This window comes from Parahaliea mediterranea, assembly GCF_017255185.1.
GTDB lineage: Bacteria > Pseudomonadota > Gammaproteobacteria > Pseudomonadales > Halieaceae > JAFKCZ01.
On record NZ_JAFKCZ010000010.1, the window covers coordinates 139021 to 161957 of the forward strand.

At 65.6% G+C, this 22937-nt stretch carries 19 protein-coding genes; 6 read left to right on the forward strand and 13 right to left on the reverse strand.

Annotated features, from left to right (window positions below; genetic code table 11):
* Positions 1 to 7: 7 nt before the first annotated feature.
* The gene (gene bioB, locus JYP50_RS14820; protein ID WP_206561324.1) at positions 8 to 1066 is read right to left on the reverse strand and encodes a biotin synthase BioB; all 1059 of its coding nucleotides are present in this window, start codon (positions 1064 to 1066) and stop codon (positions 8 to 10) included.
* A 108-nt stretch (positions 1067 to 1174) separates the two neighbouring features.
* On the opposite strand from bioB, the gene JYP50_RS14825 reads away from it, so the two are divergent.
* From JYP50_RS14825 to JYP50_RS14840, 4 genes are all read left to right on the forward strand, one after another.
* Positions 1175 to 1879: a ComF family protein gene (locus tag JYP50_RS14825; RefSeq protein WP_206561325.1), complete on the forward strand. Its 705-nt coding sequence runs from the start codon at positions 1175 to 1177 to the stop codon at positions 1877 to 1879.
* A 68-nt stretch (positions 1880 to 1947) separates the two neighbouring features.
* Positions 1948 to 2625 carry a molybdate ABC transporter permease subunit gene (gene modB, locus JYP50_RS14830; protein WP_206561326.1) on the forward strand — a complete coding sequence of 226 codons (678 nt, stop codon included), beginning with the start codon at positions 1948 to 1950 and terminating at the stop codon, positions 2623 to 2625.
* Positions 2622 to 3704 (forward strand): molybdenum ABC transporter ATP-binding protein, encoded by a 1083-nt coding sequence (gene modC, locus JYP50_RS14835; protein WP_206561327.1) that lies wholly within the window; start codon positions 2622 to 2624, stop codon positions 3702 to 3704. The genes modB and modC overlap by 4 nt, the downstream gene beginning before the upstream one ends.
* On the forward strand, positions 3701 to 4681 hold the full coding sequence (locus tag JYP50_RS14840; protein ID WP_206561328.1) for a serine/threonine protein kinase: 981 nt from the start codon (positions 3701 to 3703) through the stop codon (positions 4679 to 4681). Before modC ends, JYP50_RS14840 begins: the two co-directional genes overlap by 4 nt.
* 228 nt (positions 4682 to 4909) lie before the next feature.
* Here JYP50_RS14840 and JYP50_RS14845 read toward each other — a convergent pair whose 3' ends face one another.
* Positions 4910 to 5635 (reverse strand): acyltransferase, encoded by a 726-nt coding sequence (locus JYP50_RS14845; RefSeq protein WP_206561329.1) that lies wholly within the window; start codon positions 5633 to 5635, stop codon positions 4910 to 4912.
* 284 nt (positions 5636 to 5919) lie between these two features.
* Between JYP50_RS14845 and trmB the strand changes: the two genes are divergently transcribed.
* Positions 5920 to 6594, forward strand: coding sequence for a tRNA (guanine(46)-N(7))-methyltransferase TrmB (trmB, locus tag JYP50_RS14850; protein ID WP_206561330.1), 675 nt, complete (start codon positions 5920 to 5922; stop codon positions 6592 to 6594).
* Between the two features lie 51 nt (positions 6595 to 6645).
* A complete protein-coding gene (gene cysE, locus JYP50_RS14855; protein ID WP_206561331.1) occupies positions 6646 to 7470 on the forward strand; it encodes a serine O-acetyltransferase in 825 nt (274 codons plus the stop codon).
* Positions 7471 to 7728: 258 nt separating this feature from the next.
* On the opposite strand, the gene JYP50_RS14860 is transcribed toward cysE, so the two are convergent.
* The 11 genes from JYP50_RS14860 to JYP50_RS14910 all read right to left on the reverse strand — a co-directional run bounded on the left by JYP50_RS14860 (position 7729) and on the right by JYP50_RS14910 (position 22812).
* Entirely contained in the window at positions 7729 to 8358 is a 630-nt protein-coding gene (locus JYP50_RS14860; protein ID WP_206561332.1) for a PEP-CTERM sorting domain-containing protein, read from the reverse strand.
* A gap of 105 nt (positions 8359 to 8463) precedes the next feature.
* The gene (gene hemE / locus JYP50_RS14865) at positions 8464 to 9531 is read right to left on the reverse strand and encodes a uroporphyrinogen decarboxylase (protein WP_206561333.1); all 1068 of its coding nucleotides are present in this window, start codon (positions 9529 to 9531) and stop codon (positions 8464 to 8466) included.
* Positions 9532 to 10019: 488 nt separating this feature from the next.
* Positions 10020 to 11441, reverse strand: coding sequence for an FAD-dependent oxidoreductase (locus tag JYP50_RS14870; protein ID WP_206561334.1), 1422 nt, complete (start codon positions 11439 to 11441; stop codon positions 10020 to 10022).
* A gap of 4 nt (positions 11442 to 11445) precedes the next feature.
* Positions 11446 to 15888: a glutamate synthase large subunit gene (gltB, locus tag JYP50_RS14875; protein ID WP_206561335.1), complete on the reverse strand. Its 4443-nt coding sequence runs from the start codon at positions 15886 to 15888 to the stop codon at positions 11446 to 11448.
* A gap of 276 nt (positions 15889 to 16164) precedes the next feature.
* Positions 16165 to 17247, reverse strand: coding sequence for a 3-dehydroquinate synthase (aroB, locus tag JYP50_RS14880; RefSeq protein ID WP_206561336.1), 1083 nt, complete (start codon positions 17245 to 17247; stop codon positions 16165 to 16167).
* A gap of 60 nt (positions 17248 to 17307) precedes the next feature.
* Positions 17308 to 17820 (reverse strand): shikimate kinase AroK, encoded by a 513-nt coding sequence (gene aroK, locus JYP50_RS14885; RefSeq protein ID WP_206561337.1) that lies wholly within the window; start codon positions 17818 to 17820, stop codon positions 17308 to 17310.
* A gap of 22 nt (positions 17821 to 17842) precedes the next feature.
* Positions 17843 to 20029, reverse strand: coding sequence for a type IV pilus secretin PilQ (pilQ, locus tag JYP50_RS14890; RefSeq protein ID WP_431311302.1), 2187 nt, complete (start codon positions 20027 to 20029; stop codon positions 17843 to 17845).
* The gene (locus tag JYP50_RS14895; RefSeq protein ID WP_206561339.1) at positions 20029 to 20562 is read right to left on the reverse strand and encodes a pilus assembly protein PilP; all 534 of its coding nucleotides are present in this window, start codon (positions 20560 to 20562) and stop codon (positions 20029 to 20031) included. The genes pilQ and JYP50_RS14895 overlap by 1 nt, the downstream gene beginning before the upstream one ends.
* A gap of 1 nt (position 20563) precedes the next feature.
* Positions 20564 to 21178: a type 4a pilus biogenesis protein PilO gene (locus JYP50_RS14900; RefSeq protein WP_206561340.1), complete on the reverse strand. Its 615-nt coding sequence runs from the start codon at positions 21176 to 21178 to the stop codon at positions 20564 to 20566.
* 3 nt (positions 21179 to 21181) lie between these two features.
* Positions 21182 to 21748, reverse strand: a complete 567-nt coding sequence (locus JYP50_RS14905; RefSeq protein WP_206561341.1) for a PilN domain-containing protein — start codon at positions 21746 to 21748, stop codon at positions 21182 to 21184.
* Positions 21748 to 22812, reverse strand: a complete 1065-nt coding sequence (locus tag JYP50_RS14910; protein WP_206561342.1) for a pilus assembly protein PilM — start codon at positions 22810 to 22812, stop codon at positions 21748 to 21750. Before JYP50_RS14910 ends, JYP50_RS14905 begins: the two co-directional genes overlap by 1 nt.
* Positions 22813 to 22937: the final 125 nt, after the last annotated feature.

Below are 22937 nucleotides of genomic sequence, written 5' to 3' on the forward strand. Positions count from 1 at the left end.
GCCGGGCTCAGGCGCCGGCCGCCGCGTCGTAGAAGCGGGGGTCGGTGGCCGCCGGGGGCGCCTCCACGGTGCGCTGCTCCGGCGCGATGCCCAGCCGCGCGAACAGGGCCATGTCTTCGTTGGCCTGGGGGTTGGGGGTGGTCAGCAGCTTCTCGCCGTAGAAGATGGAGTTGGCGCCGGCGAAGTAGGCCAGGGCGTGCATCTGCTCGTTCATCTCCTCGCGGCCGGCGGACAGGCGCACGTGGGAGGCCGGCATCAGGATGCGGGCCACGGCGATGGTGCGGATGAAATCGAAGGGGTCCATGTCCGCCTCCTGCGCCAGGGGCGTGCCCTCCACCCGTACCAGCATATTGATGGGCACACTCTCCGGGTGCTGGGGCATATTGGCCAGTTGCTGCAACAGGCCCGCGCGGTCACCCGCCGCCTCGCCCATGCCCACGATGCCGCCGCTGCAGACCTTCATGCCCGCCTTGCGCACGTGGCCCAGGGTGTCCAGGCGGTCCTGGTAGGTGCGGGTGGTGATGATGTCGCCGTAGTACTCCGGCGAGGTGTCCAGGTTGTGGTTGTAGTAGTCCAGCCCGGCCTCGGCCAGCTCCGCGGCCTGCTCTTCGCTGAGCATACCCAGGGTCATGCAGCTTTCCAGGCCCAGCTCGCGCACACCTTTGACCATGGCCACCACGTAGGGCATGTCGCGTTTTTTCGGCGAGCGCCAGGCGGCGCCCATGCAAAAGCGGGTGGCGCCGCTGGTTTTGGCCGCCCGGGCCTGTTCCAGCACCTTCTCCACCTCCATCAGTTTTTCCGGCTCCAGGCCGGTGTCGTAGCGGGTGCTCTGGGGGCAGTAGGCGCAGTCCTCCGGGCAGGCGCCGGTTTTGATGGAAAGCAGTGTGCTCACCTGGACCTGATTGGGGTCAAAATACTGTCGGTGCAGGCCGTGGGCGCGGAACAACAGGTCGTTGAAGGGCAGGTCGAACAGCGCCTGGACTTCAGCGCGGCTCCAGTCGTGGCGAATGTCGCCCCGCTCGGCGGCGGGCTCAACGGGAGAAGGCGTGAATTCGGAAACCGGCATATCGAGCATCCCTTGTGACTGTGACAGTGAACGTGGCAGCGAGAGCCGCCATGATAGTGCAGGCGCCACCCCTGTCAACCGCTCATGAGGCTACAGGTTAACAACTGGATGAACGAGGTACTTAACGGGCTCTTCCCCCAATACTGCCTGCTCTGCGGCCTGGCCAGCCACCACCGCCTGCCCCTGTGCGGCCCCTGCCGGGACGAACTGCCGCGCAATACGCTCTGCTGCCCACAGTGCGCGCTGCCCCGGGGTGCGGGCGTTCTCTGCGGCCGCTGCCTGGCCGCGCCGCCGCCCTTCGACAGCGCGCTGGCCCCCTACCTCTACGACGAACAGCTGGCCCTGCTGGTGCAGCGCTGGAAATACCACCCGGACCCGCGGCTCGCCCGGCTGATGGCGGCGCTGTGGCTGGACGGGGTGGCGCGACGGCCCCTGCCCGAGGTGGACCTGGTGCTGCCGGTGCCCCTGCACTGGCGCAAGCTGCTGCAACGGGGTTTCAACCAGGCCGGGCAGTTGTGCGCGGGGCTCTGCGCCGGCCACCCGGCCCTGGCCGGGCTGCCCCCGCGCCCGGGATTGCTGCGCCGGCGCCGCGCCACCGCGGTGCAGGCCGGGCTCGATGCGCGCCAGCGCCGCGGCAACCTGCGCGGCGCCTTTACTTTGCGGGAGCGCTGTGACAATTTGCGAATCGCCCTGGTGGACGACGTGATGACCACCGGGGCCACCGCCGGCGAAGTCGCCCGGTGCCTGAAATCCGGTGGCGCCCGCGAGGTCCACCTGTGGTGCCTGGCGCGCACGCCGGCGCCACCCGACTGAACAGGAAACAACGTGGGGCAAGGGACGGGGTTGGACACGGACGCACCTGGCAGGGGGCCGGCGACGCCATGAGCGACGCGGAACTCGAGGCCATCGCCCTCACCCTGATGCTTGCCGGCACCACCACCGTGCTGCTGTTGCTACTGGGCACGCCGCTGGCCTGGTGGCTGTCGCGGCGACGCGGCACGATTCCCGCGCTGCTGGAGGCGGTGGTGGCCATGCCCCTGGTGCTGCCGCCCACGGTGCTGGGCTTCTACCTCCTGTTGTTGCTGGCGCCGGACACCCCCGTCGGCCGCCTGTGGCAGCAGCTCACAGGCAGCCAGCTGGCCTTCAGTTTCGAGGCCCTGGTGATCGGCTCGGTCATCTATTCCCTGCCCTTCGTGGTGCAACCCCTGCAGGCGGCCTTCTCCCGGGTGCCCGGCACCCTGCTGCAGGCCGCGGCCACTCTCGGCGCCAGCCCCCTGGACCAGTTCCGCGCGGTGGTGCTGCCGCTGACCCGGCGCAGCTTCCTGGTGGCGGCGAGCCTGGGCTTCGCGCACACGGTGGGGGAGTTCGGGGTGATCCTGATGATCGGCGGCAATATCCCGGGCGAGACCCGGGTGGTGTCGGTGGCCCTGTACGACCACGTGGAATCCCTGCAGTTTGCCGAGGCCCACCGCCTCGCCGCGCTGCTGGTGGTGTTTTCCCTGGCGCTGCTGTTCCTGCTGTACCGCGGTGACCGGCGGGCACTGGAGCTGGGCCGGTGAGCGAGCTGGCGCTGAACCTGGACTGCCGCGGCGCCGACGACTTCCGGCTGCGGCTCGACGAAAGCCTGCCACTGTCTGGCGTGACCGCCATCTACGGCGCCAGCGGCAGCGGCAAGACCACCCTGCTGGAATGCATCGCCGGCCTGCGCCGCGGCGACGCCGGCAGCCGCATCCACTTTGCCGGCGAGGCCTGGCAAGACGGCGCCCGCCACCTGCCGCCCTGGCAGCGCCGGGTGGGCTACGTATTCCAGGACGCGCGCCTGTTTCCCCACCTGGACGTGGCCGGCAACCTCGACTTCGGCCGCCGCCGGCGCGGCGGGCACGAGGGCCTGGAGCCCGAGCGGGTGAGCCGCTGGCTGGGCCTGGATACGCTGCTACACCGCCGGCCCGACACCCTGTCGGCGGGCCAGCAGCAGCGCGTGGCCATCGCCCGGGCGCTGCTCAGCGCGCCGCGCCTAATGCTGCTGGACGAACCCCTGGCCAACCTCGACGGCGCCAGCCGCCAACAGTGCCTGGACTCGCTGCGGCGGGTGATCGCCGCCACCGGCATCCCCATGATCTACGTAAGCCACGACATCGAGGAGGTCAGCCAGTTCGCCGACCGCATGCTGGTGCTGGAGGCGGGACGGGTGCGCGACCGCGGCCCGATGCTGGAACTCAGCAGCCGCATCGACACCCGCCTGGCCCACGAGGAACAGGCCGCCGCCATCCTGCGCGCCAACGTGGTGGGCCACGACGAGGCCTTCGGCCTCAGCGAACTGGCGGTGGACGGCGGCCGCCTGTGGGTCAACCGCCTGCCGGGGGAGGCCGGCGCGGCTCGGCGCATCCGGGTGCCGGCGCGGGATGTGAGCGTGTGCCGCAGCCGCCCGGAGGACAGCAGCATCCTCAACATCCTGCCGGTCACCGTGGCCGAGATCGAAGCCACCGGCGAAACCCGGGTGCTGCTGCGCCTGGCCCTGGGCGAGCAGTACCTGCTGGCGCGCATCACCCGCAAGTCCGCCGCCGCCCTCGAACTGGCTGTGGGTGATACCATCTACGCCCAGATCAAAAGCGCCGCGCTGTTATCGGATATTGCATGAACCAACACCCCTACGAAGCCCTGTCGCCGGATGTCGTGATCGACGCGGTGGAATCCGCCGGCTACCTGAGCGACGCCCGCCTGCTGGCTCTCAACAGCTACGAGAACCGCGTCTACCAGGTGGGTATCGAGGACGGCACCCCCTTGATCGCCAAGTTCTACCGCCCCGAGCGCTGGAGCGACGCGCAGATCCTGGAGGAACACAGCTTCAGCCTGGAACTGCAGGAGGCGGAAATCTCGGTGGTGGCGCCGTTAACCGATGCCGACGGCGCCACCCTGCACCGCCACGCCGGCTTCCGCTTCGCCCTGTTCGAACGCCGCGGCGGCCACCCGCCGGAGCTCGACAACCCCGACAACCTGCTGGTACTGGGCCGCACCCTGGGCCGCATCCACAATGTGGGCCGCGCCAGCCATTTTGAGCACCGGCCGACGATGACCGCGCAGGGCATGCTGTGGGACAACCGCGAATTCCTGCTGGAGAAGTTCATCCCGCGGGAGCTGCGACCGGCCTACGAGACGATCACTGCGGACCTGGGGGGCATTGTCGATACGCTGTTCGGCGAGGTGGCACAGGAGGACCTGATCCGGGTCCACGGCGACTGCCACGTGGGCAATATCCTGTGGCGGGACGACACGGCGCATTTTGTCGACCTCGACGACTGCTGCACGGCGCCGGCGATTCAGGACCTGTGGATGTTCCTCAGCGGCGAGCGCCACGAGCGGGAGCTGCAGCTGTCGGAGCTTATCGAGGGCTACAGCGAATTCTGCGACTTTCACCCGCGCCAACTGCGCTGGGTGGAGGCCCTGCGCAGCATGCGCCTGGTGTACTACGCCGCCTGGCTCGCGCGGCGCTGGGAGGACCCGGCCTTTCCCCGCAGTTTCACCTGGTTCAACACCGAGCGCTACTGGGCGGACCATGTGCTGGAGTTGCGGGAGCAGTTGGGGGCACTTCAGGAAGAACCGCTGCGGTTGCTATAGGTCTTCTGGCAATACCGGCGACTTTGCCCTTGGGGCCGCGCCCACAGATGGGGTGTGCCTCGCCGGACACGCCGTGAACCCATCCATGGGGGCTTGTGTTCGGCATCCCTGCCTCTCACAGTCCGTCGAGGCACACCCCATCTCCGGTCGCTCAGCACATTGACGACTAGCTTTTCAATTTCGCCCACCAAAATTGGAACAGGCAATTAGAGCACGCGGAACCCGCTACTACCGAGACCTTAAACACGGGTTGATCCGACCCAACAACCACCGCCAGAAACTGTTTCCCGCCAGCACCTGCCGATCCACCTCGTCGAAGAAGCGCTCCAGCCCCTCCGGGTCGGCGAAGTAATCCATGCGGGTGGTGAAGCCCCGCTCGGGGTCCAGCTCTTTCACCACTTTCGCCGGATTACCCGCCACCACCACGTTGGCGGGCACATCGCGGGTGACCACGGCGCGGGCGGCCACCACCGTATTGTCGCCGATGGTCACGCCCTTGAGTACGGTGGCGTGGTCCCCCAGCCATACGTTGCGGCCGATATGCACCGGGGTGACGCGTTCATCGCGGACGGTGCGGTCATAGATCGTGTGCCAGTCGGAGTCGGTAACGTAGGCGCCGTGAGCGAACATGCTGCCGTCGCCCACCACCACCTCGTCGGAGGCGCTGATGCGCGAGCCGGGGCTCATCAGCACGCAGTCGCCAATCTCGACGCGGCCGGCGCCGTCTTCCCGTCCCCATACGCCGATCTGTACCCGGTGCATGGGCTCGCCGATGGCGGTGAAGCTGTGGCCGATGTGGATATTGGGGCCGGAGATGTGCACGTACCAGGGCTTCATCACCGTCTCATGGGGGCCGAGGTACGCGCACTCGGGGCGCAGGAAGTAATCGGTGTACCAGCGGCGGAACGACAGGTAGGCCTTCTTCAGCCAGTAGGGACGCAGGTCCTTGCGCATGGGCTTGGTCTTTTGCTGATGGAACCGGAAGTGAAGCCTGATTATTATGTCGAAAAAGGGAGAAAGATACGAATGACACTTTCTCCAGTCAAATACGGGGTAATTCAACCGCTGTAGGGTCGAATTTATTCGACCAAAAGAGCTGCTCACGGCAGCAATGGCCGAATAAATTCGGCCCTACAACCGTTACGTATTTGCCAGAAGGGACGGATACCTAATCCCACGGCATTGAATTCGGTATCCGTCCCCCTACTTCCACCCACTGTTACAGGAGCCCCAGGGTTTTGCAAGCCAACTCCCGCGCGGTCAGCAGCAACCAGCGTTTTGTCCACCCCAAACTCTCGCAGGTGGTGCGGCGGCATTTACAGCAGCCATCGCGCAAACCGATCGCGCGCCACAACCGGGAGGCCTTCGCGGCATTGGCGCAGCGCATGGCGGATGAGCCGCGCCCGCTGGTGCTGGACTCTTTCTGTGGCACCGGCCAAAGCACCGCCGCGCTCGCCGGTCGCCATCCGGGCCACCTGGTGGTGGGTATCGACAAGTCCGCGCACCGCCTGCAACGCCATGTGGGGAGCGGGGCGGGCAACTACCTGCTGCTCCGGGCGGAGTGCGAGGATATCTGGCAGCTCGTGGCGGCACGGCGGTGGATCGTCGATTACCACTACATCCTCTACCCCAATCCCTGGCCCAAGGCGGCGCACCTGCAGCGCCGGGTCCACGGGCACGCCAGTTTCCCGCTGCTGCTGCAATTGGGCGGACGTATCGAGCTGCGCAGCAACTGGCAGCTGTACGCCGAGGAGTTCGGCGTGGCCCTGTCGCTGGCCGGCAGGCGCGGACGCATCGGCCGCCGCCCGATGGAACCAACGCCGCTGACACTGTTCGAACGCAAGTACCAGTCCAGCGGACAGAGCCTGTGGTACTACGAAAGCGACGACGAGAACGCCCGGCCGGCGCCGTGACGCCAAGGGGCGAATCGGCTACAGTGAAAAGTCCAATGCGAGGTATTGTCCATGTCCCCAAAAGTTGAAGATCCGGTCTGGCAACGAATCTGCGAGGAAACCCGCAAGCAGGCCGCCATCGAGCCCATCCTGGCGAGCTACCTGCACGCCACCATCCTCAATCACGCCAAGCTGGAGCACGCCCTGAGCTTCCACCTGGCCAACCAGCTCGACAGCCCGGCGGCCTCGGCGCTGCTGCTGCGGGAGGTCATGGAAGAGGCGCTGCGGGACGACTGCTGCCTGCGCAAAACGGTGCGCGCCGACCTGCTGGCGGTACTGGACCGCGACTCCGCCTGCCACGAGCTGTACATCCCCTTCCTGTACTTCAAGGGCTTCCACGCCTTGCAGACCCACCGCGTGGCACACTGGCTGTGGAACAAGGGCCGCCACTCCCTGGCGCTGTTCTTCCAGAACCGCATGTCCTCGGAGTTCGGGGTGGATATCCACCCCGCGGCGAAACTGGGCCACGGCCTCCTGCTCGACCACGCCACCGGCCTGGTGATCGGCGAAACTGCCGTGGTGGGCGACAACGTCTCCATCCTGCAATCGGTCACCCTCGGCGGTACCGGCAAGGAAGACGGCGATCGCCACCCGAAGATCGGCAACGGCGTACTGATCAGCGCCGGCGCCAAGATCCTGGGCAATATCCGGGTGGGCGACGGCGCCAAGGTGGGCGCGGGCAGCGTGGTGCTGGACGAGGTGCCGCCCCACACCACCGTGGCCGGCGTCCCGGCGAAAATCGTCGGCCGCCCCTCCTCCGAGGCGCCCGCGCTGGAGATGGACCACGATTTCTGCTGCGACGAGGAGGTCGCCAAACCGCAGAAGAAAGCGGGGTAACCAATGTAGGCCCGTGCAGGGCCGACAGCGGCCCCTTCTTTACGGGTCGTTTGTTCGGACGGTTGTGCGGTAAACCGGTCGAATGAATTCGACCCTACAGGGTCGGAAGGCCCCTTACTCCATTCGCGGGAAAACTCCCTGTAGAGCGGAGGGCCTGCCCCTCTTTTCGGACACAGCGGGCCCTTCTTTTCGGGTCATTTATTCCGCCGCGGTGGCTTGGCTAGCGAGAAAGGGCTCTGACCCCTTTTTCCCTTTTGCTTATCGTTTAGTGAAGCGGCGCAGAACCAACAACCCCAGTCCCAGCAGCGCCATCGACCCCGGTACGGGCACGGCCGTGGACTGGGCATTGCAGTAATTACCGTCGGCGGAGAAGCAGATCGCCGTGCCATCCGTAATCACTGCCTCGTTGAAGGACCACTGCAAACCCAGGCCCGGAGAGTCCTGGATGCCGACAGTTGCACCACCACCCTGCTCGCCGCTCGCAAAGAGGTACTGCAACAGGATGTCATTAGAGCCTTCAAATAGGATCGCCTGGGCGCTCACAAGGTTGGATGATGAACCGAAATGGGGCACCAGATTCCACTGGGATACAAAATACCGTGACCCGGCACTGCCGAAAGTCTGGTAAAACACACCACCCCCGGCACCAGGATTGAGGTCATCCCAGTAAACGGCAATGAAACTGTCGTTGATGCCGTAGGAGTTGCCCGCCGGAATCGACGTGTTACTAAGGCCCAGGTAGCCGTCGGCGAACGCCAGATTGCCATTGGAGCTGACGGAGATTTCCGAGGCGGTTTCACCGTACAGGGAGAAATTGAAGCCGATACTGGCGCGACCGTAGCTGTCGTCAGACAGGAACAGGTTGGTACCGGTACCCGAGATGTCCATCCACTCGAAATCGATTTCGTCGGTGGCCGTGTAACCGAAAAAAGGGGTCAGAACCCTTTTAAAATCGAATCAATCCAACTCTGCAAAAAGGGCTCTGACCCCTTTTTAGGTCTGGTGGTACTGGGGGGAGAGCTCCTGTACCGCGTCGACGAAGGCGGTGACGTGGTCGGGGTTGACCTCCGGGGTGATGCCGTGGCCCAGGTTGAAGACGTGCCCCGAGCCGTGGCCGTAGCCCGCCAGGATCGTCGCGACCTCTTCTCGGATGCGCGTCGGCGAGGCGTAGAGCATCGCCGGGTCCATATTGCCCTGCAGCGCGACGCGGTCACCCACCTGTTCGCGGGCGCTGGCGATATCGGTGGTCCAGTCGATACCCACCGCCTGGGCGCCGCAGCCGGCAATGGCGGGCAGCCACTGGCCACCGCCCTTGGTGAACACGATCACCGGCACCGGCCGGCCGTCGGCCTCCCGGGGCAGGCGCGCGATCACCCGCTGCATGTATTTGAGCGAGAACTCCTTGTAGCCCGCGGCACTTAAGGCGCCGCCCCAGGTATCGAAGATCTGCAGGGCCTGGGCGCCGGCCTTGACCTGCTCGGACAGGTAGTCGGCCACCGCGTCCGCCAGCAGCGACAGCAGCTGGTGCATCAGCTCGGGCTGGTCGTAGGCCATGGCCTTGACCCGGCGGAAGTCCTTGGAAGAACCGCCCTCGACCATGTAGGTGGCCAGGGTCCAGGGGCTGCCGGAGAAGCCGATCAGCGGCACGCTGCCGTTCAGTTCCCGGCGGATGGTGCTGACGGCGTTCATCACGTAACCGAGATCGTCGGCGGCGGCGATGCTGTTGAGCCCCGCGAGGTCGGCCTCGCTGCGCACGGTCTTGCGGAAGCGCGGGCCCTCGCCCTCCTCGAAGTACAGGCCCAGGCCGAGGGCGTCGGGAATGGTGAGAATGTCGGAAAACAGGATCGCGGCGTCCATGGGGTAGCGGCGCAGGGGCTGCAGGGTCACTTCGCAGGCGAGCTCGGCGTTTTTGCACAAGTCGAGGAAGGAGCCCGCCTGCTCGCGGGTGGCGCGGTACTCGGGCAGGTAGCGCCCGGCCTGGCGCATCATCCAGATGGGGGTGCGGTCCACCGGTTCACGCTGCAGGGCGCGGAGGAAGCGGTCGTTTTTCAGTTCGGTCACGGGGGACTCCCTTTGTCTTTCCAACCTGCGGGACTGCTATTTGGCTGGCTATGTTTGGTCTTGTCTGGATTTGCTTTGGCTTGGTCGGGGACTTCGTCGCCCGGCGCCGCATTCGGGGGGGCGCCATACGAGACTCGCCGTGAATACGTCCCTGTAGGCTCGTCGGCAGCATCCATGCTGCCCACGGTCTCGTATGGCGCCCCCCCGAACGCTGCACCTCTACCCGAGCGTAATACCGGGTACCGTGTAATTTACGCCGCTGGAGAACATACAACCACCCATAGCAGGGCTGGAGCGTACTACAAGGTGCTATCCATTCGCCACGCACAGACTGAGGTGCCGGTGGACGGAGGGGGCTGTAGCGACTGTGTGAGACATGGATGTCGAACACAAGCCCCCATGGATGGGTTCACGGCGTGTCGCGAAAGCCCCCTCCGTTCACCGGCACCGAGCTACAACGTGCCAATAAACGGAAACTCAAAAGGCTGTCAGACCTCCAGGAAGTCGAGAATCCCCTCGGCCGCCTGCCGCCCCTCCCAAATGGCGGTCACCACCAGGTCGGAGCCGCGCACCATGTCGCCGCCGGCGAAGACCTTCGGGTTGGTGGTCTGGAAGCGGAACTCCTGCTCTTCCGGCGCCACCACACCGCGCCAGTCATTGAGCTCCACGCCCAGCTCCACCAGCCAGTCCGGCGGGCTCGGCTGGAAACCGAAGGCGATGATCACCGCGTCCGCCTCCAGCACCTGCTCGCTGCCCGGAATCGGCTCCGGACGGCGGCGGCCGCCCTCGTCGGGCTCGCCCAGGCGGGTCTCCACCATCTTCACGCCGCAGGCCTGGCCGAAGTACTCCACCACCTCGATCGGCTGGCGGTTGAACAGGAACTCCACGCCCTCCTCGCGGGCGTTCTTCACCTCGCGGCGGGAGCCGGGCATGTTGTCCTCGTCGCGGCGGTAGGCGCAGATCACGTGCTCCGCCTGCTGGCGCACCGCGGTGCGCACGCAGTCCATCGCGGTATCGCCACCGCCGAGGACCACCACGCGCTTGCCCTTGAGGTTCACAAAGGCCTCGGGGGCCTGCTCGAAACCCAGGTTGTTGTTTACGTTGCCCACCAGGTAGGGCAGGGCCTCGTAGACACCGGGCAGGTCTTCGCCGGGGAAGCCGCCGCGCATGTAGGTGTAGGTGCCCATGCCCAGGAACACCGCGTCGTACTCGTCCATCAGCTGCGCCACGGTGACATCCGAGCCCACCTCGCAGTTCAGGCGGAACTCAATGCCCATGCCCTCGAACACCTCGCGGCGCCGGGTCATCACCTGTTTTTCCAGCTTGAACTCGGGAATGCCGAAGGTCAGCAGGCCGCCGATTTCCGGGTAGCGGTCGTAGACCACCGCCTTGACGCCGGCGCGGGTCAGCACGTCGGCGCAGCCCAGGCCCGCCGGGCCGGCGCCGATGATCGCGACCTTCTTGCCGGTGGGCACCACCTCGGACAGGTCCGGGCGCCAGCCCATGGCCAGGGCGGTGTCGGTGATGTACTTCTCGGAGGAGCCGATGGTGACCGCGCCAAAGCCGTCGTTCAGGGTGCAGGCACCCTCGCAGAGGCGGTCCTGGGGGCACACCCGGCCGCAAACCTCCGGCAGGGTATTGGTCTGGTGGCTCAATTCCGCCGCCTCGAACAGGTTGCCCTCCGACACCAGCTTCAGCCAGTTGGGAATGAAGTTGTGTACCGGGCACTTCCACTCGCAGTAGGGGTTACCGCACTCCAGGCAGCGGTGGGACTGCTCCGCCGCCTGTTCGCCAGTGAAGGGCTGGTAGATCTCGACGTACTCGGTCTTGCGCGCTTCCAGGGTTTTCTTGTCCGGGTCGTTGCGCCCGACATCGATGAACTGGAAGTTATTCGCCAATCGGTTACTCATAGACTCAATCCGTATTGCGCAGGCGCGACAGCAGGCGATCCAGGTCGGCCGCCTTGGGCTTGACCAGCCAGAACTTACCCACGTAATCCTCGAAGTTCTCCACCAGTTCCGCCCCCCAGAGGGAGCCGGTCTCGCGGGTGAATTCCTGGATATTGGCGCGCAGGTGGTAGCGGTAGGCCTCCATGTGCTCGCCGTTGACGCGGTGGATTTCCACCAGCTCGCTGTTGTACTTGTCGATGAAGCTGCGGTCCATGTCCAGCACGTAGGCAAAACCGCCGGTCATGCCCGCGCCAAAGTTGACGCCGGTGGTGCCGAGCACGGTGATGTTGCCGCCGGTCATGTACTCGCAGCAGTGATCGCCGGCCCCTTCCACCACCGCGTGGGCGCCGCTGTTGCGCACCGCGAAGCGCTCGCCGGCGATGCCCGCGGCGAACAACTTGCCGCCGGTGGCGCCGTAGAGGCAGGTGTTGCCGATGATCACCGACTCCTGGGACTTGAAGCGCGCGTCGCGGGGCGGGTAGACCACCAGCTTGCCGCCGGCCATGCCCTTGCCCACGTAGTCGTTGGAGTCCCCCTCCAGGTACATGTGCAGGCCGCCGGCGTTCCACACGCCGAAGCTCTGGCCCGCGGTGCCCTTGAGGCGCAGCACGACGGGATTGGCTTCCATCTCGGTGTTGCCGTAGCGCCGGGCGATCTCACCCGACAGGCGCGCGCCGATGGAGCGGTCGCAGTTGGTGACCTCGAACTCGAACTCGCCGCCGGTCTTCGCCTCGATGGAGGCCAGGGTGGCCGCGACCATCTTCTCCGCCTTCTCGCCCTTGTCGAAGGGGTCGTTGGAGGCGACCCGGCAGAACTCGGGCTGGCTGTCGGCCCCCGGGTCCTTGTACAGGATGGGCGACAGGTCCAGGCGCGCGTGCTTGGCGGTCTCGCCGGGCAGGCACTCGAGCAGGTCGGTGCGGCCGATCAGGGCCTCCAGGGAGGGCACGCCCAACTTCGCCAGCCACTCGCGGGTTTCCAGGGCGATGAAGGTGAAGAAGTTCACCACCATGTCCACGGTGCCGTTAAAGTGGTCGTCGCGCAGCTTTTCGTTCTGGGTGGCGACGCCGGTAGCGCAGTTGTTCAGGTGGCAGATGCGCAGGTATTTGCAGCCCAGGGCCACCATCGGCGCGGTGCCGAAACCAAAACTCTCGGCGCCCAGGATCGCCGCCTTGATCACGTCGAGGCCGGTCTTCAGGCCGCCGTCGGTTTGCAGGCGGATGTTGCCGCGCAGGTTGTTGCCGCGCAGGGTCTGCTGCACCTCCGCCAGGCCCAGCTCCCAGGGAGAACCGGCGTAGCGGATGGAGGTCAGCGGGCTGGCCGCGGTGCCGCCGTCGTAGCCGCTGATGGTGATCAGGTCGGCGTAGGCCTTGGCCACGCCGGCGGCGATGGTGCCCACCCCCGGCTCGGACACCAGCTTCACCGACACCAGGGCCTGGGGATTGACCTGCTTGAGGTCAAAGATCAGCTGCGCCAAATCCTCGATGGAGTAGATATCGTGATGCGGCGGCGGCGAGATCAGGGTCACGCCGGGCACCGAGTAGCGCAGCCGCGCGATCAAGCCGTTGACCTTGCCGCCCGGCAGCTGGCCGCCCTCGCCGGGCTTGGCGCCCTGGGCCACCTTGATTTGCAGCACTTCGGCGTTGACCAGGTAGTGGGGCGTGACGCCGAAGCGGCCGGAGGCGATCTGCTTGATCTTGGACACGCGCTCGGTGCCGTAGCGGGCCGGGTCTTCGCCACCCTCGCCGGAGTTGGAGCGGGCGCCGATGCGGTTCATCGCCGCCGCCAGGGCCTCGTGGGCCTCGGGGCTCAGGGCGCCCAGGGACATACCCGCCGAATCGAAGCGCGGCAGGATGCTCTCCACCGGCTCCACATCGTCCAGTGTCAGCGGGCTGGCCGAGACCACCGGCTTGAGCAGGTCGCGGATCGTGGCCACGGGGCGCTCGTTGACCAGCTGCGCGTAGCGTTGATAGGTGGCGTAATCGCCGCTGGCCACCGCCTGCTGCAGGGTGGTCACCACGTCCGGGTTGAAGGCGTGGTACTCCTGGCCGTGCACGTACTTGAGCAGGCCGCCCTGGTTCAGGGGCTTGCGCTGGTTCCAGGCCAGTTTCGCCAGGGCCGCCTGGTCCGCCTCCAGCTCGGCGAAGCCGGCGCCCTGGATGCGCGAGGCCACGCCGCAGAAAGCCATGTCCACCACCTCGCCGGCCAGGCCCACGGCCTCGAACAGCTGGGCGCCGCGGTAGGAGCTGACCGCCGAGATGCCCATCTTGGACATGATCTTCAGCAGGCCCTTGTTCACGCCCTTGCGGTAGTTCTTGAAGCAGGCGCTGGGCTCGCCCAGCAGCTCGCCGTTGCGGATCAAGTCCTCCAGCACGGTGTAGGCCATGTAGGGGTAGACCGCGGTGGCGCCGAAGCCCAGCAGGCAGGCGATCTGGTGCGAGTCCCGGGCGCTGGCGGTTTCCACCACCAGGTTGGCGTCACAGCGCAGGCCGCAGCCGATCAGGTGGTGGTGCACCGCGCCGGTGGCCATCAGGCTGTGAATGGGCAGCCGGTCCGGGCCGATACCGCGATCGGAGAGGATCAGCACGGTCTTGCCGTCGCGCACCGCCTGCTCGGCGGCGGCGTTGAGCTCGGTGACCGCCTGCGCCAGGCTCTTCTCGCCGGGATTGTAGGTGCAGTCGATATCCGCCACCTCGAAGCCCGGGCGGTCCAGCTTCAGCACGGTATTGAACTTGCCCTGGGACAGCACCGGCGAGGAGAGGATGATGCGGTCGGCGTGCTCGGGGCCCTCGTGGAAGATGTTCTTCTCCGAGCCGAGGTCGGTCTCCAGGGACATCACGATGGCTTCGCGCAGGGGATCGATCGGCGGGTTGGTGACCTGGGCGAACTTCTGCCGGAAATAATCGTAGAGCGAGCGCTGCTGGCGCGACAGCACCGCCATCGGGGTGTCGTCGCCCATCGAGCCCACCGCCTCGTTGCCGGACTCCGCCAGCGGCCGCAGCACCTGGTCGCGCTCCTCGAAGCTGACCTGGAACATCTTCATGTAGCTGTCGAGCTTCTCGGGCTCGATGCCCGGGGTCAACTCGCCGCCGAAGGTGCCCTCGATGCGGTAGGAGTGTTCCTTCAGCCACTTCTTGTAGGGCGCGCGGGTCTTCAGCCGGTTGTCGATTTCATCCGACTGCAGCAGCTCGCCGGTGTGGGTATCGACCATCAGGATCTGGCCGGGGCCGACCCGGCCCTTGGCCACCACGTCCTCGCTGCGGTAGTCGTGGGTGCCCACTTCGGAGGCCAGGGTGATGAAGCCGTCCGCGGTCTTGACCCAGCGCGCCGGGCGCAGGCCGTTGCGGTCGAGCAGGCACACCGCGTAGCGGCCGTCGGTCAGTACGATGCCGGCGGGGCCGTCCCAGGGCTCCATGTGCATGGAGTGGTACTCATAGAAGGCCTTGAGCTCCGGATCCATGGACTCGATGTTCTGCCAGGCCGGCGGGATCAGCATGCGCAGGGCCCGGGCCATGTCGACGCCGCCGGTGAGCAGCACGTCCAGCATGTTGTCGAGGCTGGAGGAGTCGGAGCCGCTGCGGTTCACCAGCGGCGCGATCTCGCGGATATTGGGCAGCTTCTCGGTTTCGAACAGGGCAGTGCGGGCGTAGGCCCAGTTGCGGTTGCCCTCGATGGTGTTGATCTCGCCGTTGTGGGCCAGCAGGCGGAAGGGCTGGGCCAGCGGCCACCGGGGCATGGTGTTGGTGGAGAAACGCTGGTGGAACACGCAGATGGCGGTTTCCAGGCGCTCGTCGTCGAGATCGCGGTAGAAACGCGGCAGGTCCACCGGCATCACCAGGCCCTTGTAGGCGATGACCCGTCCGGACAGGCTGCAGATGTAGAAATCCGGGTCGTCCGCGGTGGCGATTTCCGCCTTGCGCCGGGCCACGAACAGGCGCGTGGACAGTTCGTCGTCGGCCAGGCCGGGGGCGTCGATGAAGATCTGCTCGATCACCGGCAGGGTGTCCAGGGCGATCTCGCCGCAGACGCTGCTGTCGGTGGGCACCTCGCGCCAACCCATGACCACCAGGCCCTGGTCGGTGACAGCCTGCTCCAGCGCCGCGCGCGCGGCGGCGGCGCGGTCACTGTCGGTGCTGAGGAAAATCTGCCCCACCGCGAAGTGGTCGCCCGGCTCGCGGCCGAACTGTTCCGCGGCCAGGGTACGCATGAAGGACGCCGGCATCTGCATCAGCAGACCACAGCCGTCACCGGTCTTGCCATCGGCGGCGATGCCGCCCCGGTGCGTCATGCAGGTAAGGGACTCAATCGCGGTTTGCAGCAGGCGATGGCTCGCATCCCCCGAGGTATGGGCGATCAATCCGAATCCGCAGTTGTCACGGAATTCTTCAGGTCTGTACAGGCCTGCGCTCATATTAGATCCAAAATAATGAATAAATACAGATACTTATCTGTGGCGCGCCCAGCGCCTTCGCAGGGCTCGGGCAAAAGGGGGAAGCCATTTTACACAGATGCCCGGTAGCCGACAAACGCCCTTAATGGGCCATTGAATAACAGTCTGGACCATGGCCCCGCCAAAAAACGAGGACGAAATCTAGCATGCCGACGGGGATTTCACCGGCCAATTTTTGCGGACATATGCCGCAAAAACGGCCTCAAATAGCCTGACAGAGGGGTTTTCGGCGCGCCGCTAAGCGGCGCTGAACAGCTGCGCCAGCTCGTCGTCACTGACATCGTCGACCACCGTCGCGGCGCCAATTTCACGCAGCAACACCAACCGCAAGCGGCCGTCCAGCACTTTTTTATCGCGGGCCATCAGGGTGCGGAAGTCCGCCACGCTCATCCCGGTCGGCGGCGCCACCGGCAGTTTCGCCTGCCGCAACAGCGCGATCAGCGCCTCCACATCATCCCCTGCGATCCAGCCGCGCGCGGCCGATAGCCGCGCCGCGAGTACCATGCCCGCCGCCACCGCCTCGCCGTGCAGCCACTCGCCGTAGCCCTGGTGGGTCTCGATGGCGTGACCGAAGGTATGCCCCAGATTGAGGATGGCGCGCACCCCGCCCTCGCGTTCGTCCGCCGCCACTACCGCGGCCTTACTGGCACAACTGCGCTCGATGGCCTCCGCCAGCGCCGCCTCCTCCATCGCCATCAGGCGCGGCAGGTTGTCCAGCAACCAGGCGTGGAAACCGGCGTCGCAGATCAGGCCGTATTTGATCACCTCCGCCAGGCCCGCGGAGAGTTCGCGCCCGGGCAGGGTATGCAGGGTGTCGATGTCGATCAGCACCGCCCGGGGCTGGTGGAAGGCGCCGATCATGTTCTTGCCCAGGGCGTGGTTGACGCCGGTCTTGCCGCCGACCGAGGAGTCCACCTGGGACAGCAGGGTGGTGGGGAGCTGGACGAAGTCGACACCGCGCTGGTAACAGGCGGCGGCAAAGCCGGTGACATCGCCCACCACGCCGCCGCCCAGGGCGACAAAGGTGGTAGTGCGGTTGTGGCCGTCGGCCAGCACCCGGTCGAAGATACGCCCCAGGGTATCCAGGGTCTTGTGCTGCTCGCCGTCGGGCAGCACCACCTCGGTCACCCGCTCGCGCGGCCCCAGGGCGTCCAGCACCCGCTGGGCATAGAGGGGGGCCACCGTGTCATTGCTGACCAGCACGACCTGCTTGCCGCCGATATGGCGGCACAGCAGCTCCGCGTTGCCCAACAGGCCACGGCCGATATAGATCGGGTAGCTTCTCTCTCCCAGGTCGACATGGAGGGTATGGGCAATCACGGGCAAACTCCTCGAAACGGCGAAGGGCGCCCATCATAGCGCCGCCGCGGGAGCTTGTCTTTACTGCAGCTCCCGGACCAGGCGCTGGGCCACGGTGCGCGGACTGCAGCCGTCGGTGTCGATGATGTAGTCGGCGATCTCGCGGTACAACGGGTCGCGCTCGGCCATCAAGTCGCGCAGCACCTTCTCGGGATCGCCGGCCTGCAGCAGGGGCCGGCGGCGATCGCGGCGGGTGCGCCGCACCTGCTCATCCACCGTGGCGTGCAGGTAGACGACAAAGCCCCGCGCCCCCAGGGCGCGCCGGTTCGCGGCGCGTTTCACCACGCCGCCGCCAGTGGCCAGCACCATGTTGTCCCACAGGGTCATTTCCTCCACCACCTGCTGCTCGCGGTCGCGAAAACCCTCCTCGCCCTCCACGTCGAAAATCCACGGGATGTCGGCGCCGGTGCGCGCCTCGATCTCGCTGTCGGTATCGGCAAAACCCAGCTTGAGGTGCTGGGCCAGGTACTTGCCTATGGTGGATTTGCCGGCCCCCATGGGGCCGACCAGGAAAACGCGTGGGGGTACCGGCATTAAACAACTGTGCCCATATCGATCAATCCAGCAAAGTATCCGCCAGGATGCGGGGCGTAATAAAGATCAGGGTTTCGGTCTTGGTCCGGGTGGAGGACTCGTTGCGGAACAGCGCGCCGACATAGGGCAGGTCGCCGAAGAAGGGCACCTTGCTCACGGTTTCCACGTCCTCGGTGCGGAACACACCGCCAAGGACCACGGTTTCACCGTTACCCACCAGCACCTGGCTGGTCAGCTCGGTGGTGTCAATGGAGGGAATCTGCCCGCCAAACTCGCCGCTCGGCACCAGCTCTCCCAGGGAGTCCTGGTTGATCACCAGGTCCAGCAGGACGCGGTCGTCCGGGGTGATATTCGGGGTGACATCCAGCTTGAGCACCGCCTCCTTGAACTGCACGTTGGTGGCGCCGCTGGCGGAGGCCTGCTGATAGGGGATTTCGGTACCCGAGAGGATCGTCGCCTGCTGCTTGTCGCCGGTGATCACCTTGGGCTGGGATACCACCTCGCCCCGGCCGGAGGATTCCAGGGCGGACAGCTCCGCGGACAGGAACAGGTCCTCGCTGGTAAAGCCCACGGCGAAGCTGCCGGTGGGGCTGGCCACGCCCAGATCCACCGCGAGGGCCTGCGGGAAGGTCACCGTCGGCTGGGTGCCGTTGGCCACCGCGTTGTTGAGGTCGATGACATTGGAGCTGTCGCCGGCGATGGAGATCACGTTGCCGTTGTGGTCCGGGTCCAGGTAGGCCCCGCCCCACTCGATACCCAGCTCCTCCTGCAGGTCGGACTGGGCGATGACGATGCGCGCCTCGATCATCACCTGGCGGATGGGGATATCCACCAGTTCGATCAGGTCGCGGATTTCCGCCAGCTTGGCGGCGGTTTCGGTAATGATCAGGGAGTTGGTGCGCGGCTCCACCACCACCGACCCGCGCTCGGACACCAGGGTGCCGCCCTCCTCGGTGCCCGCCTTGAACAGGCTGACGATTTGCGCGGCATCGGCGTAGCGGATGCGGATGAACTCGCTCTGCAGCGGCGCCAGCTCGGCAATCTGCTTGTTGGCCTCGATTTCCTGGCGCTCGCGCTCGGCGATCTCCGCCGCCGGCGCCACCATCAATACGTTGCCCACCTGGCGCTTGTCGAGGCCCTTGGTTTTGAGCACCAGCTCCAGGGCCTGGTCCCAGGGCACGTTCTGCAGGCGCAGGGTGATGCGGCCGCTCACGGTGTCGCTGGCCACCAGGTTCAATTCGGTGAAGTCGGCGATCAGCTGCAGCACCGCCCGCACTTCGATGTCCTGGAAGTTCAGCGAGATGCGCTCACCGACGTAGTTGAACTCGTCGCGGCGCTCCTCCAGCTCTTTCTTGGAGAGGGGCTTCACGCTGAGCACGTACTCGTTATCGGTCTGGTAGGCGAGGTAATCCGAGTCGCCCTGGGTCTTCAGGGTCAGGCTGGCGCCGCGCTCGGAGGTTTTCACCGCCACGCTGTTCACCGGCGTTGCGAAGTCGGTGACATCGTAGCGGCGGATCAGGCGGTCGGGCACGGTGGTGTCGAGGAACTCGACCTTGATATCGCCGCGCTCGCTGAACACGTTCACGTCCACACCCGGGTTGGTCAATTGCAGGGTCAGGCGGCCCTCGCCCTCCTCGGTGCGGCGGAACTGCAGGTCGGTAATTTCCGACGCCACCTTGGTCACCGCCTCCACCGCGGTCGGCACCTGGGTCGGATCGGCGCCGGCCTTGACGTATTCCTCGCCGGCGTCCTGGCCCACGACCACGTAGAGGCTGTTGCCTTCGACCCGGGTCTGGTAGGGGACCAGCGTCACCAGATTGAGCACCATGCGGGTGCGATCGCTGGACTCGAGCACCACCACCCCGGTGGCGTTGCCGTAATTCAGGGTATAGCGCTTGCGGTCGAGCGCGCTCTTGGTGCCCGGAAAGTCCATGGCGATGCGGGCGGGCTTCTCGATGGTGTAGGCCTTCATCTCCGGCGGCGCCTGGTCGAAGTCGAGCCGCACTTCGAACTTGCTGCCGGGACGGGAGCTGAACTCGATATCAGTTACGGTCGGGGCGGCCTGCGCGGCCTGGGCCAGCAGTCCCAGCACGAGCGTGGCGAGGACGCCCCGCAATCCGAAGGCGGTTCGGTCACTTCCCTTCTTCACGGCGCTCTTCCCCAAATTCGCTGTTGTTATCCACATGGCTATCACCAATCGCCCCAACATTATATGCCGCTTAGTTCTATGGTTCTGGGGCGCTCCACCCACCCGTCGGTGGTGCCGTCGCTGACGATCTCCACCACCGCCAGGTAGGTATCGGTCATTTCCACGACCTTGCCGTGGTTGCGCCCCAGGTAGTTGCCGACACTCACCCGGTGTATGCCGCCCTCGGGATCCTTGATCAGGGTCCACTCGTCCCCGCCGCGCTCCAGCGTGCCCACCATCTGCAGCGAGTCGAAAGTGAACTGCTCCAGGAATTCCTTGGGCCGGCTCTCATCCGGTTTTACCGCGCTGATCGCCTGCAGCCGCTGGATATCGCGCACCTCGATCGGCCGGTCGAAGGGACTGCGCAAGGCGGTGGCGCTGTAGGCAAAGGCCTCATAGGCCTTGAAGGTCGGTATCGGCGCGATGACCCCGCCCGGGCGGGCGCGCTTTTCTTCCATGAAGGCGTCGAGGTCTGAATAATTGTTGCCGCCGCAGCCCGCGAGCAATACCGCGCAGCCCAGGGACACAGCGACCAGCTCCAGCGCTCGAATCATCCTAGGCCCCCCCGTCTTTATACCGGTAGGTCTTGGCGGTGATGCTCATCGACAATTCGTTGGTGTTGGTGGAGGGGGCGCTGATGGTGAAATCGTGCAGGGTTACGATACGCGGCAGGCCGGCCATGCCGCTGACGAAAGCCCCCAGGTCGTGGTAGGAGCCCCTGGCGACAATGGAAATCGGCAGCTCCACATAGAACTCACGGGCCACCTCGTTCTGCAGGTCGATCTGGTTGATCGCCAGGCCGTTCTGCAGCCCCTTGTTGGTGATGTCCTCCAACAGCCCCGGGACTTCGGTATCGCTGGGCAACTGGCTGACCAGGGCGCCGAAGGACTCTTCCATCTCGACCATCTGCTTGCGATAGGCATCGAGATTGGCCGCCTTGAAGGCCTTTTCCTCGAACTCCTGCTTGAGCTTGGTTTCCTTGGACTCCTCGCTGGCGAGCTGCGCCTGCAGGTCCTTGATGTGGTAGTAATAACCGCCGACCAGCACCAGCACCAGCAACAGCAGACAGACGATGACCTTGATCGGCCCCGGCCAGGTGCCGACATTGTCGAAGTCGAGGTCATTGATATCGAATTCGCGCAGCGAGCGCAGGCTGTCTTCCATCGCCACGACCTAGCCCCCCTTCCCCTGATCCGCTTCCGGCAATTGCACCTGGACCTTCAACTCGAAGGTGTTCGCCTGTTCGCCGTAGTTGGGCGCCGCGCGCACCGCGTCGAGGTTCGGATTGGCCAGCCAGTCGGAGGCATCCAGTCGCCGCATCAGGCTGGAAACACGGTTGTTGGATTCCGCCACGCCGCTAATGGTGATGGTTTTGTCCTTCGATACCACCCGGTTGTAGAACACGCCGTCCGGCACCGTGCGCACCAGCTGGTCGAGGATGCGCACGATAATCGGCCGGTTGCCCTGCAACTCCTGGATCACGCGCATGCGCTCGATGAGCTGGTTCTTCTTGCGCTCCAGCTCCTTGATCTCGGCCACCTGCTTGTCGAGCTCCTTGATGTGCTTGCCGAGGTAGCTGTTGCGCGCGCGCTGGTCATCGATCTGCCCGTTGACAATGCGATCCCCCAGCACCAGCAGGCCCACACCGATCGCAAGCACCACCCCCAGTACCACGAGAAACTCTTTTTTCAGCTCCTGGCGGCGCTCGTCGCGCCAGGGCAGGAGGTTGATCTGCGCCATCAGTCAAAGCTCCGCAGTGCCAGCCCGCAGGCGATCATCATCGCCGGCGCGTCGCTACTGAGCGCCACCGCGTTGACCCGCGAGGAGATGGTCATGTCGGCGAAGGGATTGGCCACCGACGCCGGCGTACCGAGCTTGTCCTGGACCACTTCCGCCAGCCCCTCCATCGAGGCGACCCCACCGGCGAGAATGATGTGATCCACGTCGTTGTACTGGCTCGAGGAAAAGAAGAACTGCAGCGAGCGGGCGACCTGCTGGACCACGGCGTCCTTGAAGGGCTCCAGCACTTCCGGCTCGTAGTCGTCGGGCAGCCCGCCCTGTTTCTTGGCCAGCCCGGCCTCTTCCAGGGGCAGGCCGTAGCGGCGCATGATCTCGTCGGTGAGCTGCTTGCCGCCGAACAGCTGTTCGCGGGTGTAGATGGTCTGGCCGCTATTGAGCACGCTCAGGGTGGTCATGGTGGCGCCGATATCCACCACCGCCACGGTGCTGTCCTCGTCCAGCTCGAGCTGGTCGCGGATCAGCGAATAGGCGCGCTCCATGGCGTATGCTTCCACGTCCATGATCTTGGCGCCGAGGTCGGCGCCCTCGATGGCCTGCACCCGCGAATCAATGGTCTCGCGGCGACAGGCCGCGAGCAGCACTTCCACCTGGTTGGGACGATCCGGCGAGGGCCCCTGCACCTCGAAGTCGATGGCGACCTCTTCCAGGGGGTAGGGAATGTACTGGTCCGCCTCCAGTGTGAGCTGGGTCTCCATGTCGTCCTCGCTCAGGCCATCCGGCATGTCAATCACCTTGGTGATGACCGAAGACCCGGCCACCGCGGCGGCCACGGTCTTGAGCTTGGTACGGGACTGGGCGACGACACTGCGGATGGCATTGGCCACGCCGTCGACGTCGTTGACGTTCTTCTCGATAACCGCATCAAGGGGTAGGGAGCTCACCGCATAGCTTTCCACCCGGTAACGCCCCCCGGAGTGGCTCAGCTCTAGCAACTTGACGGTCGTTGAACTAATGTCCAGCCCCAAAACCGGCGTTGCCTTCTTCTTCCCCAAAATACCGAACAATTTATTTTCCTATCAGTATTAATAACTTAGCTTTTTTTTATGCACCGATACATTAATACTTAGGTATAACATAGCGCCTTGTGTAATCAAAAGCCAAAAAAAGCTTATAATTACCAAACGGCGTC

Excerpts from the sequence above, each read along its gene's own strand:
- bioB (WP_206561324.1), bottom strand. The coding sequence starts at position 1,066 with ATGCCGGTTTCCGAATTCACGCCTTCTCCCGTTGAGCCCGCCGCCGAG.
- JYP50_RS14825 (WP_206561325.1), top strand. The coding sequence starts at position 1,175 with ATGAACGAGGTACTTAACGGGCTCTTCCCCCAATACTGCCTGCTCTGC.
- modB (WP_206561326.1), top strand. The coding sequence starts at position 1,948 with ATGAGCGACGCGGAACTCGAGGCCATCGCCCTCACCCTGATGCTTGCC.
- JYP50_RS14840 (WP_206561328.1), top strand. The coding sequence starts at position 3,701 with ATGAACCAACACCCCTACGAAGCCCTGTCGCCGGATGTCGTGATCGAC.
- JYP50_RS14845 (WP_206561329.1), bottom strand. The coding sequence starts at position 5,635 with ATGCGCAAGGACCTGCGTCCCTACTGGCTGAAGAAGGCCTACCTGTCG.
- cysE (WP_206561331.1), top strand. The coding sequence starts at position 6,646 with ATGTCCCCAAAAGTTGAAGATCCGGTCTGGCAACGAATCTGCGAGGAA.
- JYP50_RS14860 (WP_206561332.1), bottom strand. The coding sequence starts at position 8,358 with ATGGACATCTCGGGTACCGGTACCAACCTGTTCCTGTCTGACGACAGC.
- JYP50_RS14870 (WP_206561334.1), bottom strand. The coding sequence starts at position 11,441 with ATGAGTAACCGATTGGCGAATAACTTCCAGTTCATCGATGTCGGGCGC.
- gltB (WP_206561335.1), bottom strand. The coding sequence starts at position 15,888 with ATGAGCGCAGGCCTGTACAGACCTGAAGAATTCCGTGACAACTGCGGA.
- aroK (WP_206561337.1), bottom strand. The coding sequence starts at position 17,820 with ATGCCGGTACCCCCACGCGTTTTCCTGGTCGGCCCCATGGGGGCCGGC.
- pilQ (WP_431311302.1), bottom strand. The coding sequence starts at position 20,029 with ATGTTGGGGCGATTGGTGATAGCCATGTGGATAACAACAGCGAATTTG.
- JYP50_RS14895 (WP_206561339.1), bottom strand. The coding sequence starts at position 20,562 with ATGATTCGAGCGCTGGAGCTGGTCGCTGTGTCCCTGGGCTGCGCGGTA.
- JYP50_RS14905 (WP_206561341.1), bottom strand. The coding sequence starts at position 21,748 with ATGGCGCAGATCAACCTCCTGCCCTGGCGCGACGAGCGCCGCCAGGAG.